The 12,412-nt window shown below is 56.2% G+C and carries 16 protein-coding genes; 3 read left to right on the top strand and 13 right to left on the bottom strand.

Annotation, left to right across the window (positions count from 1 at the left end; genetic code table 11):
* Positions 1–3 precede the first annotated feature (3 nt).
* The 9 genes from RCH09_RS06825 to RCH09_RS06785 all read right to left on the bottom strand — a co-directional run bounded on the left by RCH09_RS06825 (position 4) and on the right by RCH09_RS06785 (position 7,004).
* Positions 4–579, bottom strand: a complete 576-nt coding sequence (locus RCH09_RS06825) for a protein YgfX (RefSeq protein WP_326940305.1) — start codon at positions 577–579, stop codon at positions 4–6.
* A 59-nt stretch (positions 580–638) separates the two neighbouring features.
* A complete protein-coding gene (fabF, locus tag RCH09_RS06820) occupies positions 639–1,880 on the bottom strand; it encodes a beta-ketoacyl-ACP synthase II (protein ID WP_326940304.1) in 1,242 nt (413 codons plus the stop codon).
* Positions 1,881–1,904: 24 nt separating this feature from the next.
* The gene (gene acpP / locus RCH09_RS06815) at positions 1,905–2,144 is read right to left on the bottom strand and encodes an acyl carrier protein (protein ID WP_326940303.1); all 240 of its coding nucleotides are present in this window, start codon (positions 2,142–2,144) and stop codon (positions 1,905–1,907) included.
* Between the two features lie 126 nt (positions 2,145–2,270).
* Positions 2,271–3,020 carry a 3-oxoacyl-ACP reductase FabG gene (fabG, locus tag RCH09_RS06810; protein WP_442785012.1) on the bottom strand — a complete coding sequence of 250 codons (750 nt, stop codon included), beginning with the start codon at positions 3,018–3,020 and terminating at the stop codon, positions 2,271–2,273.
* A 2-nt stretch (positions 3,021–3,022) separates the two neighbouring features.
* Complete coding sequence (gene fabD, locus RCH09_RS06805) at positions 3,023–3,961, bottom strand: ACP S-malonyltransferase (RefSeq protein ID WP_326940301.1); 939 nt, start codon at positions 3,959–3,961, stop codon at positions 3,023–3,025.
* A 26-nt stretch (positions 3,962–3,987) separates the two neighbouring features.
* Entirely contained in the window at positions 3,988–4,974 is a 987-nt protein-coding gene (locus RCH09_RS06800) for a beta-ketoacyl-ACP synthase III (RefSeq protein ID WP_326940300.1), read from the bottom strand.
* A complete protein-coding gene (plsX, locus tag RCH09_RS06795; protein ID WP_326940299.1) occupies positions 4,971–6,062 on the bottom strand; it encodes a phosphate acyltransferase PlsX in 1,092 nt (363 codons plus the stop codon). The genes RCH09_RS06800 and plsX overlap by 4 nt, the downstream gene beginning before the upstream one ends.
* A gap of 146 nt (positions 6,063–6,208) precedes the next feature.
* Entirely contained in the window at positions 6,209–6,391 is a 183-nt protein-coding gene (gene rpmF, locus RCH09_RS06790) for a 50S ribosomal protein L32 (RefSeq protein WP_326940298.1), read from the bottom strand.
* A 181-nt stretch (positions 6,392–6,572) separates the two neighbouring features.
* Entirely contained in the window at positions 6,573–7,004 is a 432-nt protein-coding gene (locus RCH09_RS06785) for a YceD family protein (RefSeq protein WP_326940297.1), read from the bottom strand.
* Positions 7,005–7,173: 169 nt separating this feature from the next.
* On the opposite strand from RCH09_RS06785, the gene RCH09_RS06780 reads away from it, so the two are divergent.
* Together RCH09_RS06780 and RCH09_RS06775 are read left to right on the top strand one after the other, a co-directional pair.
* Entirely contained in the window at positions 7,174–7,794 is a 621-nt protein-coding gene (locus RCH09_RS06780; RefSeq protein ID WP_326940345.1) for a Maf family nucleotide pyrophosphatase, read from the top strand.
* Positions 7,795–7,833: 39 nt separating this feature from the next.
* Positions 7,834–8,586 (top strand): SAM-dependent methyltransferase, encoded by a 753-nt coding sequence (locus RCH09_RS06775; RefSeq protein ID WP_326940296.1) that lies wholly within the window; start codon positions 7,834–7,836, stop codon positions 8,584–8,586.
* Positions 8,587–8,810: 224 nt separating this feature from the next.
* Here the strand turns inward: RCH09_RS06775 and RCH09_RS06770 are convergent, their stop codons facing one another.
* Genes RCH09_RS06770 through RCH09_RS06755 form a run of 4 tightly spaced genes read right to left on the bottom strand, consistent with a single transcriptional unit; the run spans position 8,811 to position 11,931 of the window.
* Positions 8,811–9,803 carry a S49 family peptidase gene (locus RCH09_RS06770; RefSeq protein ID WP_442785011.1) on the bottom strand — a complete coding sequence of 331 codons (993 nt, stop codon included), beginning with the start codon at positions 9,801–9,803 and terminating at the stop codon, positions 8,811–8,813.
* On the bottom strand, positions 9,800–10,207 hold the full coding sequence (locus RCH09_RS06765; protein WP_326940295.1) for a Rieske (2Fe-2S) protein: 408 nt from the start codon (positions 10,205–10,207) through the stop codon (positions 9,800–9,802). The genes RCH09_RS06770 and RCH09_RS06765 overlap by 4 nt, the downstream gene beginning before the upstream one ends.
* Positions 10,208–10,210: 3 nt before the next feature.
* Positions 10,211–10,870: an HAD-IA family hydrolase gene (locus RCH09_RS06760; protein WP_326940294.1), complete on the bottom strand. Its 660-nt coding sequence runs from the start codon at positions 10,868–10,870 to the stop codon at positions 10,211–10,213.
* Positions 10,871–10,917: 47 nt separating this feature from the next.
* On the bottom strand, positions 10,918–11,931 hold the full coding sequence (locus RCH09_RS06755; RefSeq protein WP_326940293.1) for an RluA family pseudouridine synthase: 1,014 nt from the start codon (positions 11,929–11,931) through the stop codon (positions 10,918–10,920).
* Between the two features lie 207 nt (positions 11,932–12,138).
* On the opposite strand from RCH09_RS06755, the gene RCH09_RS06750 reads away from it, so the two are divergent.
* Positions 12,139–12,339: a hypothetical protein gene (locus tag RCH09_RS06750; RefSeq protein ID WP_326940292.1), complete on the top strand. Its 201-nt coding sequence runs from the start codon at positions 12,139–12,141 to the stop codon at positions 12,337–12,339.
* Positions 12,340–12,412 lie beyond the last annotated feature (73 nt).

The raw sequence follows: 12,412 nt of genomic DNA, 5'->3' as shown, positions 1-12,412 counted from the left end.
CCCTTACTTTTTTTCAACACGCACGCGGACCAAAGTGTTGACTGGCTGTAACGTACTTAGTTCATTGGTGGAGGCGTATTCCCCCACAATTTCTCTGGTTTGGCGGGTATTTTGCGCGGCAATCCAGCGGCAAGCAACCAGCAGACATCGGAAGCCTTGCTGCGACACCGAATCTGGAAAAATCAGCAGGGTGTGAATCAGCCCCGTTTTATTTTTCAGCCTGAGGAAAAGCAGCGACGGCGTTATCAGCGACCCTGATGCAATTTCCAGGCAATTCTCAGCATCAGCTGCCAGCAAGACTTCAGAGCGCCTTCCAGTGTCCGACGAGGATAGCCTGATCTGCCCCAAACCGGAGATATCAATCCAGTATGTTGCATTTTTCTTGGCTACTTTCATTCCAAGCGCAACGCTGGCGGCCACCGAGAAGGCTGCGCCAAGCAACCGTGCCCACGTATTTTGCTGGCACAACAATCCGCTCGCAAGCAGTCCCGTCACAATTGCTGCGACCACTGCCATGACAAGGCACAGAACCCCGAGAGTTCCTGAACGCCTGACCACTACTGAAACTGCGATCGACATGTCGCTTGATGGAAGAAAGAGAGCCGGCCCTCAACGCGTCAAGGGCCGGCGTGACCCGCTCAAATCTTGCCGAAGACCAGTGAACCGTTGGTTCCGCCAAAGCCAAATGAATTTTTCAAGGCAATATCGATAACCATGTCACGGGCAACGTTGGCACAATAATCCAGATCGCAATCAGGATCGGGATTTTGCAGGTTGATGGTGGGTGGTGATTTTTGATGATGCACTGCGAGGACGGTGAAGACAGACTCCAGGCCACCCGCGCCGCCGAGGAGATGACCCGTCATCGACTTGGTTGAATTGACAACCACTTTCGATGCGTGCTCACCAAGGGCACGCTTGATCGCGACGGTTTCTGCGGCATCGCCCAGCGGCGTTGAGGTACCGTGTGCATTGACGTAGTTGACGTCGTCGACATTGACTCCGGCGTTGGTTAGCGCGGAGATCATGCAGCGACTGGCACCTGCGCCATTTTCCATTGGCGCCGTCATATGATATGCATCGGCGCTCATGCCGAAACCAAGCAGTTCGGCGTATATCTTGGCGCCTCGCGCCTTGGCATGCTCGTACTCCTCGAGCACCATGACGCCTGCACCCTCGCCGAGAACGAAACCGTCGCGGTCGCGATCCCAGGGACGGGATGCGGCGGCAGGATCGTCATTGCGTGATGATAATGCGCGCGCCGAGGCGAATCCGCCGATCCCCAACGGTGAGATCGTGGCTTCCGATCCACCCGCGATCATCACGTCAGCATCGCCGTATTCGATCATTCGTCCGGCAGCACCAATGCAATGCAATCCGGTCGTACAAGCGGTCACGATCGCCAGATTCGGTCCACGCAATCCGTACTTGATCGACAGGTGTCCGGAAATCATGTTGATGATCGATGCTGGAACAAAGAAGGGGCTGATGCGACGCGGGCCCCGCTTCGTTAGCTCCGCATGCGTCTCCTCGATCAGTGGCAAGCCACCGATTCCGGAACCGACGATCACGCCAATACGATCAGCGTTTTCCTCGGTAACCACGAGGCCGCTATCCTGCATGGCTTGGATACCCGCCGCCATGCCGTAGTGGATGAACACGTCCATGTGGCGCGCTTCCTTGGCCGGCATGTACTCTTCGACGTTGAAGCCTTTGACTTCCCCGGCGAAACGGGTGCTGAAAGGCGTTGCATCGAATCTGGTAATTGTCGCTATACCAGAACGGCCCTCAAGAACCGCATTCCATGCCTGTGAAACGGTATTTCCCACCGGCGAAATACATCCCAGACCAGTGATGACGACACGACGTTGACGGCTCAATCAGTTCTCCTAAATTCAGTCAATTCAGGCTTTGACGTTTGCCTTGGCGTAGTCAATAGCCTGCTGGACTGTCGTGATCTTTTCAGCTTGCTCGTCAGGAATTTCCATTTCGAACTCGTCTTCGAGAGCCATGACCAGCTCAACCGTATCGAGCGAATCGGCACCCAGGTCGTCAACGAATGAAGACTCGATCTTGATGTCGGCTTCAGCGACACCCAATTGCTCAGCGACGATTTTCTTAACGCGTTGTTCGATATCGGACATGTTTTAACTCCAGTGAGTGGTGACGGAAAGTGCGCGCATTTTATCAGGTTTGCGCAACGAAAATTTACTTTTAACTTTCATTCTGACGAATGATCAAAACAGGCCGGGCAGGAGATCTGCAGGGGTCTAACCCATGTACATTCCGCCGTTCACATGCAACGTAATTCCGGTAATGTACCCGGCAGCTGGCGACGCAAGGAATGCAACTGCTGCGGCAATGTCCTCCGGCTGACCAAGTCGACCGAGCGGAATCTGCTGCGCCAACTGCGCGATTTGCTGCTCCGGGAGGGCTTTGGTCATGTCGGTGTCGATGAATCCAGGCGCCACGCAGTTTACCGTGATGTTACGGCTGCCAATTTCACGCGCCAATGCGCGACTCATGCCTTCGACACCCGCCTTTGCAGCAGCATAGTTCATCTGCCCGGCATTCCCCGACGAGGCGACGACGGAGGTAACGTTGATGATGCGCCCGCCCTTGGCCTTGATCATCCCGCGCAGGACCGCTCTTGCCAAGCGGCCGACCGCTGACAGGTTGGTTGCGATGACCCGATCCCATTCGTCGTCTTTCATGCGCATGGCCAGCTGATCAGCCGTGATGCCGGCATTATTGACGAGAACCGAAAGCCCGCCAAACTCTTTTTGGATCGCCTCGACCAGCGCTGTACAGCTGGGCGCGTCATTTACGTCAAGAACGACGCCCTTGCAGTTCGACGTGCCCGCAGCGGCAAGGAAATCCGATATCGATGCAGCACCGGAAGCGGATGTTGCGGTACCTATTACGGTAGCACCGCGGCGCGCCAGTTCCAGAGCAATTGCCCGCCCTATTCCACGCGAAGCGCCAGTTACCAGGGCTATTTGATCTTTCAGGTCAGTCACGTTCACACTCCCTTGAGCAATTCCAACACACGTTGCAACGAACCCTCGTCGACAATCGCGTCGGAAATCAGCGTGCCATCGATGCGCTTTGTCAGCCCGGAAAGAACTTTTCCGGGACCACATTCAATGACGTGGGTGACGCCCGATGTCGCCATTTTTTGTATCGTCTCAACCCAGCGAACAGGACTTGCGGCCTGCCGCGCCAACGCATCGCGGAATGCCGCAGCGTCGTTCACGATCGCGACATCAACATTATTGATCAATGGAACGACACTGTTCTGAAATTCAATTGTCGCCAGATATTCACGCAGCTGATCGGAGGCCGGCTTGAGCAGGGAAGAATGAAATGGCGCCGACACGGACAATAGCAATGCCCGTTTCGCGCCCCTGGCTTTCGCCGCTTCGCACGCACGCTCCACGGCTGCCCGCGTACCTGCGATAACCACTTGCGCGGGCGCATTGAAATTGACGGCCTCGACTATTTCACCCTGCGCAGCCTCGGCGCAGACGGCGATCACATCCGGATCGGACAATCCAAGAATCGCGGCCATACCGCCCTGACCGACAGGGACGGCTTGCTGCATAGCCTGCGCACGGAACCGCACCAACGGCACCGCATCGGCAAACGACAGCACGCCGGCGGCGACCAGTGCGGAGTATTCGCCCAGACTGTGTCCTGCAACGATGGCAGGCATTGCGCCACCAGCCGCTATCCAGGCGCGATAGAAAGCGACCGCGGCGGTGAGCATCAGGGGTTGGGTATTGGTGGTCAGATCGAGCAGCTCTTTCGGCCCGTCGGCAATCATCTGGCCCAGATCAACGTCAAGTAAATCCGATGCTTCCGCAACGGTATCCTTCACAATCTGGTTGTCCAGGAAACCATTAAGCATGCCAATGGCTTGGGAGCCCTGTCCCGGGAAAACGAATGCAAATGTGGTCATGCGATCAATTCAGGTGGATTTCAGGTTTACATGCGTGCGACGATCGCACCCCAGGTGAAGCCGCCGCCGACGCCTTCCATCAGCACATGCTGGCCGGGCTGGATTCTGCCGTCGCGCATTGCAACGTCAAGGGCCAAAGGGATGGATGCGGCTGACGTATTTCCATGCTGGTCGACGGTAACGACCATCTTTTCGATCGGCAGGTGCAGCTTCCGGGCAGTGCTTTGCATGATGCGAATATTGGCCTGATGCGGGATCAGCCAATCCAGCGCCTCAGGTTGCAGGTCGGCAGCAAGCAGCGCTTCCTTGGCGACCTTTTCGAGAACCGACACGGCAAGCTTGAAGACGGCTGGGCCATCCATGTAAAGATAAGCACTGCCGGCCAGCGTGCCCGCATTGATGTTGCCCGGGACGCACAGGATACTGGCATGGCGGCCGTCAGCATGGAGTTTGGTCGATAGAATGCCGGGCGCGTCCGACGCCGCGAGAATGACTGCGCCGGCACCATCACCGAACAGCACGCAGGTCGTGCGATCCGTGAAATCGAGAATACGCGAAAACACTTCCGTGCCAATAACCAGCGCCTTCTTGTGCGACCCACCGCGGATGAAACTGTCGGCGACCGATACGGCATACACGAACCCACTGCACACCGCCTGCACATCAACCGCAGCGCAGTCATTGGTGATACCGAGTTTGCGCTGGACAACGCAGGCAGTACTCGGAAAGCCGCCGAAATGATCTGGCGTGGATGTCGCCACGATGATCAGATCGATATCATTGGCAACCAGACCGGCCATCTCCAGCGCCTGCAGCGCGGCATGCACCGCTAGATCACTCGACAATGTCGCGGGATCGGCATAGTGCCGGGCCGAGATGCCGCTGCGCGAGAAAATCCATTCATCGGATGTTTCTATGCCGTTTGCGGCCATGCTTTGCGTCAGCTGCGCATTGGTGACGCGATTAGGAGGCAGATAGCTGCCGGTGCCAATGATTTTGCTATAAATCGTCATGCGGTTTTCTGTTCCATCAATTCGGTTGCAGGACCTGAACCATCCGGCGTTGGTGGGCCATCGACTTGCGGCATCAATGACGCAATCGTGATCGAGATTCGTGAAAGCACGTCGTTTCGGGCAGCGTCAAACGCGCGTTTGATTGCCCATTCATAGCCATACTTATCTGCGCTGCCGTGACTCTTGAAGACCAATCCGCGCAAACCAAGCAAGCTGGCGCCATTGTAGCGGGACGGATTGATGCGACGGGAAATCGCCTTCAACGCTCCACGCGCAAGCAGTGCGCCGAGCATGTTCATTGGCGAACTTTTGAGTTCCGTGGCCAGTACGTTCTTAAGGAATCGCCCCAGCCCTTCGGAAGCCTTCAAGGTGACGTTGCCGACAAAGCCGTCGCAAACCACAATGTCAGTGGTGCCTTCAAAAATATTGTTGCCTTCGACATTGCCATGAAAGTTGAGTACGCCTTTTGCATGCTCCGCCCGCAACAATGCAGCGGTGCGCTTGACCACGTCGTTGCCCTTGATGTCTTCTTCGCCGACGTTCAACAGACCGATGGTCGGGCGCGCAATATTTTCCATTGCGCTCACGAGAACCGAACCCATCAGCGCGAATTGATGCAAATGTTGCGGCTCGCAATCGACATTTGCGCCAAGATCCAGCATGTAGGTGGGCGCGCCTTTCTGATTGGGAATGATGCCGCAAATTGCCGGACGGTGGACGCCCGGAATGGTCTTGAGAATATAGCGGGAAACCGCCATCAGTGCGGCTGTATTGCCTGCCGAAACGCAGGCGTGGGCAGCGCCATTCTTGACCAGATTGATCGTTACCCGCATCGACGAATCCTTCTTTCGGCGCAAGGAAATCTCGAGCGAGTCGCCCATCTCCACCACTTCGGACGCGGGTACAACAGTGATGCGTGGATGCGCAACGCACTTGAGTTTCTTGAGCTCTGCGTGAATCAGCTCTTCTTTGCCGACCAACATCAACTCGGCCTCAGATTCGCGATTGACGAAGGAGACTGCCGCCGGAACGGTCACTGATGGGCCATGATCGCCACCCATGCAGTCAATTGAAATTTTTATTGTCATTGATTTGATTCAATACCCTGTCCCAGCCGCAACAGGGGCCAGATTTGGCGTGATTCAAACTGACGCAACGTACTGTGTCAACACGTGAAAAAGCGGCACCAGGCAAAAAATACGCTGCGCCGCTTTCAATTTTGTTACTGACAAATTTACTCGTCGTTTTTCGTTTTGAGAACTTTGCGACCACGATAGTAGCCGGTTGGGCTAATGTGATGACGCATGTGTGTTTCACCGGTGGTTGGCTCGATGGCCAGTTGCGGTGCTACCAGGAAGTCGTGTGAACGATGCATGCCACGCTTGGACGGGGACTTTTTGTTTTGCTGAACAGCCATGATTACTCCTAAACCTTAAGATCTGAAATTTTAACATAGTCGACCTCGCCAATTGCGACGAGACCGAACAACACTCTGTACATAATGGCCGTGAACAGTCTTCGGCTTGCTACTAAGAACGTCTAACAAAATGCGCCTTGCTGCGTTGCCAGCCACGTTTTGTTAAACGTTCTAAAAACGATTACCGCTTTAATTCTTTCAGCACGTCGAATGCCGACGGCTTCTTTCCCGCATCGTACGACGCCGCCGAATCTGCCGGGCAAACGTCATGCTTGACCGACAAGGGGATGGACAGCAATGCCTCATCCTCAATCAGATCCGATATCAACATTGCTTTCGAACCCACGATCACATCGACTTCGTCGTCGGACAACAATTCGTCGATACGGTCCGCCTCGACCTCATCCTTGGCAACAATCAGCCGGGACGTTGACGAGATATCGACATCAAGCGGCGCCAGACAGCGCTGGCATGCCAACTGAACCGACCCGGAAATCTCCAGCAACAATTGTGCATGACCGAACTGGTCGGCGCCACCCTGCAATGACCAAACCAGCCCTGCCGACTCGCCAACAACTTCTTGCGCCAGACGGGTCAGATCTGCCACGGGCATTTGCCCATTTCGGCTTTCTTTCAACCGGCAAAACTCGAAGCTGTCAATTATCAGCGTGCTCATGTCGAAAGTCGAATCCGGAAAACCTGCGATAATAACAGCCTTTTCCCTTATTCGTCAAAGCCTTAGCACTGCTTTCTCTACGCCCCTTCAAACCATACAACCATCGATGGCCAAACTACTGCAACAACCGACGCTGGTACTTGCGTCGGGCTCGATTTATCGACAGGAACTGCTGTCGCGCCTGCGATTTCAGTTCACGGCGATCTCACCCGACATTGATGAAACAGCCCTGCCCGCCGAGGCGCCGCAGGATACCGCGCTGCGGTTGGCGCAATCCAAAGCCGAAGCAGTCAGCGACCGGCTGCCGGAGTGCATCATTATCGGATCTGACCAGGTCGCGCTGCTGGACGGCGAGCAACTTGGCAAGCCAGGAAGCCACGCCAACGCCCTTGCACAACTCCTGAAAATGCAGGGCCGCGAGGTGCATTTTCATACTGCCCTGTGCCTTCTGGACGGGCGTGCCAGCAACAAATCGACGCGAATTCAGCTTGCCAACATTGAAACGGCGGTGAAATTCCGGCGATTACCCGAAAATCAACTGGATGCCTACTTGCGTATCGAGCAACCGTACGACTGCGCGGGCAGCGCCAAGAACGAAGGTTTGGGCATTGCGCTAATCGAATCCATCGTCAGCAATGATCCCACCGCCCTGACCGGACTACCCTTGATTGCACTGACGACAATGTTGCGCAATGCCGGCTTTTCCTTTTTTTCCGCCACGCCGTAACGCGTGGTCGGCCCATCCCGTTTGCGAAGCTGATCCGTCATGCCTGGAATTCTTTACCTTATCCCCACTACCCTAAGTGCTGCAGCGAGCGCCGACGCCGATTTACTTGCGACGATCATTCCCGATCACGTGCAAAAAATCACGGCCAGCCTGAATTACTTCATCGCCGAGAATGCCAAGACAGCCCGCGCGCATTTGAAACTTATCGCGCAGCACCATCCTCTGGCGACGGCAATGCAGGAAATTCGTATCAAGGAATTGAGCGTCAACACCGCCGCAACCGAATTGCCCGCCCTCCTCGCGCCCTTGCTGGCAGGGCAGAATGCGGGGTTGATCTCCGAAGCCGGCGTACCCGCGGTCGCCGATCCCGGCGCAAACCTGGTCCGCCTGGCGCATCAACATGGCGTGATCGTCAACCCGTTGGTCGGCCCGTCGTCCTTGCTGCTGGCAGTCATGGCCAGTGGCTTCAACGGTCAGAGCTTTGCCTTCAACGGCTATTTGCCGATCGACGCGGACGCGCGCATGAAGCGCATCAAACTGCTGGAAGATCGATCGCGCCAGGAAAAGCAGACCCAGCTATTCATTGAGACGCCATACCGCAATTCCGGAATGCTGGAGGCACTGGCAGCGACCTGCTCGCCGACGACACTGATCAGCGTCGCAACGGCATTGACAACTCCGGACGAGAAAATAAAGACGCAATCGGCAGCGCAATGGAAGAAGGACCTGGCGGCGGCGAGGGCGCCGGACTTCCACAAGAAACCAACCGTGTTTCTGTTTCTCGCAGAATAGCGCCGGAAATGCGAAACGGCGGGTTAAACCGCCGTTTCAATTGCCCCCGAACGGGACACCTCATGAGAGACGGACTGTCCCTCTATCCCGCGCGTCGCGCGGGTGTCAGCCCAACTGCAGAATCACCGAGCCAATCCCGTATGCCCTGTCGCTGAAGATCACTGATACTTCATCTTAGTTAAAAAACTGACACAAGCAAGTACGAATAGTGTGAAGAGCGCCGATTAACGAAGGTGCGATCCGGTGCCGGACACCATCGACTTCATCGCGCCAGCGCCCATTGCCGCGCCGAATTTTTTCAGCACGCGTTCCGGCAAGCCCTCGTGCTGCGTGTAGTCAACAATATCCTCGGCCTTGAATTCGTCACGGGCAATGCTTTCGACCGTGCCAAACCCGTCGGCCAGCCCCAGCTCGACCGCCTTTGAGCCGGTCCAGAACAATCCCGAGAACGTGTCTTGTGTTTCCTTCAGCCGTTTGCCGCGTCCCTTGCGCACGACGTCGATGAATTGCTGATGGATTTCGTCGAGCATTTCCTGTGCATAGGCCTTTTGCTTGTCGCTTTGCGGGCTAAATGGATCCATGAATCCCTTGTTGACACCTGCGGTTTGCAGTCGCCGCTCAACGCCGACCTTTTCCATGAGTCCGGTGAATCCGAAACCATCCATCAACACGCCAATCGAGCCAACGATGCTGGCCTTGTTGACGTAAATCCGGTCAGCTGCAACGGCAATGTAGTAGCCGCCGGAGGCGCACATTTCGTCGACCACCACGTAGAACGGCTTCTTCGGATGTGCCTTGTGCAGGCGCACGATTTCATCATTGATCATGCCTGCCTGAACGGGACTGCCGCCGGGACTGTTGATGCGCAAAATGATGCCGACCGCCGCCGTATCGGCGAATGCCTTGTTCAGGGCGGGAATGACCGATTCCGCCGCACCGCTGCCGCCACCGGATTCAATGGTGCCGTCAATATCGATCAATGCCGTGTGCGCGGTCAGCATTTCCACTTCGGCCTTGTTGAAATTGAACAGGACGGCAATCGCAAGCAACGCCACGACCAATGTCGACAGCTTGAAGAAAATACCCCATCTACGGCGCGACCGTTGTTCACGCAGGGAGGCATACGCGAGCTTCTCGATCACTTCGCGCTCCCAGCCGTCCTTCATTGGCTTGCCGCTGGATGCGGGCGGGACCGGATTGAATTCGTCATTGTTCATTCGTGCTCTTTTCTGTCGGTTGGCTGCAGTATTGCAATCGGTGCGGTGACATAGTCATCGGGATGCCAGCAAATCTGGCCCGCCACCTCGGTGATGCTAATCGGACGCAATTTTCCGCCGCGGCACGGTCCGCCCTGGCAGTGTCCACTTTCGGGCGCATAGATCGCGCCGTGGGTCGAACACATCAAGTAAAACCCGCTCGATTCAAAAAATTCTCCCTTGGCCCAGTCAAGTTCAATCGGCACGTGGGCGCAGCGATTCAGATAAGCGTATGCGACGCCGTGATAACGCACGACGAAGCCGGTACCCTGCCAGTCACCGGTGGCAACCGGAAACCGGATACCCTTGCCGCCTTCCTCCACGTCCGAGGAAGCGCAAACAGGGATTGCATTCACGGTCTCCATGGTTCACGCATTGGTGGACAACCACGCATGCAACTCAGCCACGGAATTGGCTGCATACATTGGCTGCAATTCCGCCAGCTCTTGCGCTGAATGGGCGCCATAGTGCACGGCAACGCCACCTGCCCCGGCATTCAATGCCATCTGCAGGTCATGCGTGGTATCGCCAATCATCAGCGTGCGCTTCATGTCCTGGCCCAATTCCCGCGTGAGTTCCTGCAACATGGCCGGATGCGGCTTCGAAAAGGTTTCGTCGGCGCAGCGCGTGGCATCGAACATGGACAATAACCTGGCTGCGTTCAAGGCCCGATTCAAACCGACACGACTCTTTCCGGTTGCCACTGCCAGGAAATAACCATCCTGCGACAGCTCCGTGAGCATTTCACGAACACCCTCGAACAGGGTCAGATCATTATCCTTGGCCAGGTAATGGTGCCGATAGCGCTCCACCATCTTCGGGTAATACTTGGGATCGAGGTCCGGCAAGGCAGCTTCCATTGCGTCCTGCAATCCGAGCCCGATTACATACGACGCGGCCCGCTTGTCGGGAATCGGCAAGCCGAGGTCGCGTGCAGCATCCTGAATGCATTTGACGATGGTGGCCGTGCTGTCCATCAAGGTCCCATCCCAGTCGAATACGATTAAATCAAATTGTTTTCGCGCCATGATTCCCGGCAGCAATGCCGCCGACTCCGTCTGTTGACTTGTAAGGATTATGCCGTAGCAGAAGATTCTTTGAGGCTGTCCAGAAAGCGCAGGCACTCCGCTGGCAAGGGCGCGCTCAGGGTCATTGGCTTGCCAGTTTCCGGATGGACGAACGTGATCTGGTGCGCATGCAGGAACATGCGTTTCAACGCAACGCGTTGTCCATCCGCCTTTTGCAGTGCCCGGTTGAGCGCAAAGTCGCCATATTTGTCGTCACCGGCGATGGCGAAGCCGCTCGACGACAGGTGCACGCGGATTTGATGGGTGCGACCTGTCTTCAATTCTGCTTCGAGCAAGGCGAACTTGCCGTATCGCCGCAGCAGGCTGAATACCGTGTGTGAGGCCAGACCGTCGGCCTGCACGCGAACGCGGCGCTCGCCATCCGGCGCATTGTATTTATGTAACGGCAAACGGATGTGCTGACGGGCATTGACCCAGTCACCCTGAACCAGCACCAGATAGCGCTTGTCTGGCTCGCCATCGCGGATCTGCTCGTGCAGATTGGTCAGCGCCGAGCGTTTCTTGGCCAGCAGCAGAATGCCTGACGTATCGCGGTCCAGCCGATGCACCAACTCCAGAAACTTGGCATCCGGCCGCGCCGCGCGCAGTTGCTCGATCACGCCGTAGCTGATGCCTGATCCGCCGTGGACGGCAACACCAGCCGGCTTGTTAATGATCAGCAAGTGACTATCTTCGAACAGAATGTCGAATTCGGTGCCCGGCGCCGTGGATTCTTTCTTTTCAGCCACCCGTACAGGTGGCACGCGCACGATATCGCCCTCGGCCAATCGGTAGGTCTGGTCGATCCGGCCCTTGTTGACGCGCACTTCCCCGGAGCGCAAAACCCGGTAGATATGGCTTTTTGGCACGCCCTTACAAATACGTAACAGGAAGTTGTCGATCCGCTGGCCCGACTCTTCATCGGAAATGGTGATGAGCTGCGCTTGAGGAGGGACTTGCGACGACCGGGAGGGCAATGGCGTTTCCAGCTCTTTCCCAGAAAATCTCTCTAAGTCCTTCATTTTGAATATATAATTGTTTCGCAGTGGTTACAAAACTACTGCTGGTGTGAGAATAAAAAAGCACATTCTACACAGGGGCGTCTCCATCGGCCTCGCCAATTTGCAAATTCGATGGAAAAGATGTGTATGCACCCTTCCTGCGCGAGTCAAGGTCGCACCGTTGATGTCATCGGACAGCGCGCAAGAGGGCTGATAAGAGTAGTCGGAATGTACGGATATGTCGGGCCAGCTTGCCAGCTCAAAGGCAGCTTGCCCGTTGACGATGTTGAACCCTGTTTGCCGAATCTGCTGAACCCGATGGTTTGTTTAGCTCAACCAAGTTGCTTTGCTGCCGATGCCGCGCTCGATCAATTCGATGCGCGCGGTGTCAGACGGTGCGCGCTCGGCATTCCGGAAAACCTCATCTGAGTCAGACTGCGGTTGGCGCCGGTTTTCCCGGCACGCTGCAAGACAGGACAATTCCCTCCCGCCTGCTCCAATC

The sequence above is a fragment of the Actimicrobium sp. GrIS 1.19 genome (assembly GCF_035984655.1).
Classification (GTDB): domain Bacteria; phylum Pseudomonadota; class Gammaproteobacteria; order Burkholderiales; family Burkholderiaceae_D; genus Actimicrobium.
Note: the sequence above shows the minus strand (reverse complement) of the source record. Positions and strands in the feature narration are given on the sequence as shown.

What these genes read in the sequence shown, in the direction of transcription:
- RCH09_RS06825 (WP_326940305.1), bottom strand. Translation starts at nt 579, where the DNA reads ATGTCGATCGCAGTTTCAGTAGTGGTCAGGCGTTCAGGAACTCTCGGG.
- acpP (WP_326940303.1), bottom strand. Translation starts at nt 2,144, where the DNA reads ATGTCCGATATCGAACAACGCGTTAAGAAAATCGTCGCTGAGCAATTG.
- RCH09_RS06760 (WP_326940294.1), bottom strand. Translation starts at nt 10,870, where the DNA reads ATGGCGCGAAAACAATTTGATTTAATCGTATTCGACTGGGATGGGACC.
- RCH09_RS06770 (WP_442785011.1), bottom strand. Translation starts at nt 9,803, where the DNA reads ATGAACAATGACGAATTCAATCCGGTCCCGCCCGCATCCAGCGGCAAG.
- RCH09_RS06775 (WP_326940296.1), top strand. Translation starts at nt 7,834, where the DNA reads ATGCCTGGAATTCTTTACCTTATCCCCACTACCCTAAGTGCTGCAGCG.
- RCH09_RS06780 (WP_326940345.1), top strand. Translation starts at nt 7,174, where the DNA reads ATGGCCAAACTACTGCAACAACCGACGCTGGTACTTGCGTCGGGCTCG.
- fabD (WP_326940301.1), bottom strand. Translation starts at nt 3,961, where the DNA reads ATGACCACATTTGCATTCGTTTTCCCGGGACAGGGCTCCCAAGCCATT.
- RCH09_RS06765 (WP_326940295.1), bottom strand. Translation starts at nt 10,207, where the DNA reads ATGGAGACCGTGAATGCAATCCCTGTTTGCGCTTCCTCGGACGTGGAG.
- RCH09_RS06785 (WP_326940297.1), bottom strand. Translation starts at nt 7,004, where the DNA reads ATGCCCGTGGCAGATCTGACCCGTCTGGCGCAAGAAGTTGTTGGCGAG.
- plsX (WP_326940299.1), bottom strand. Translation starts at nt 6,062, where the DNA reads ATGACAATAAAAATTTCAATTGACTGCATGGGTGGCGATCATGGCCCA.
- rpmF (WP_326940298.1), bottom strand. Translation starts at nt 6,391, where the DNA reads ATGGCTGTTCAGCAAAACAAAAAGTCCCCGTCCAAGCGTGGCATGCAT.
- RCH09_RS06750 (WP_326940292.1), top strand. Translation starts at nt 12,139, where the DNA reads ATGTACGGATATGTCGGGCCAGCTTGCCAGCTCAAAGGCAGCTTGCCC.
- RCH09_RS06800 (WP_326940300.1), bottom strand. Translation starts at nt 4,974, where the DNA reads ATGACGATTTATAGCAAAATCATTGGCACCGGCAGCTATCTGCCTCCT.
- RCH09_RS06755 (WP_326940293.1), bottom strand. Translation starts at nt 11,931, where the DNA reads ATGAAGGACTTAGAGAGATTTTCTGGGAAAGAGCTGGAAACGCCATTG.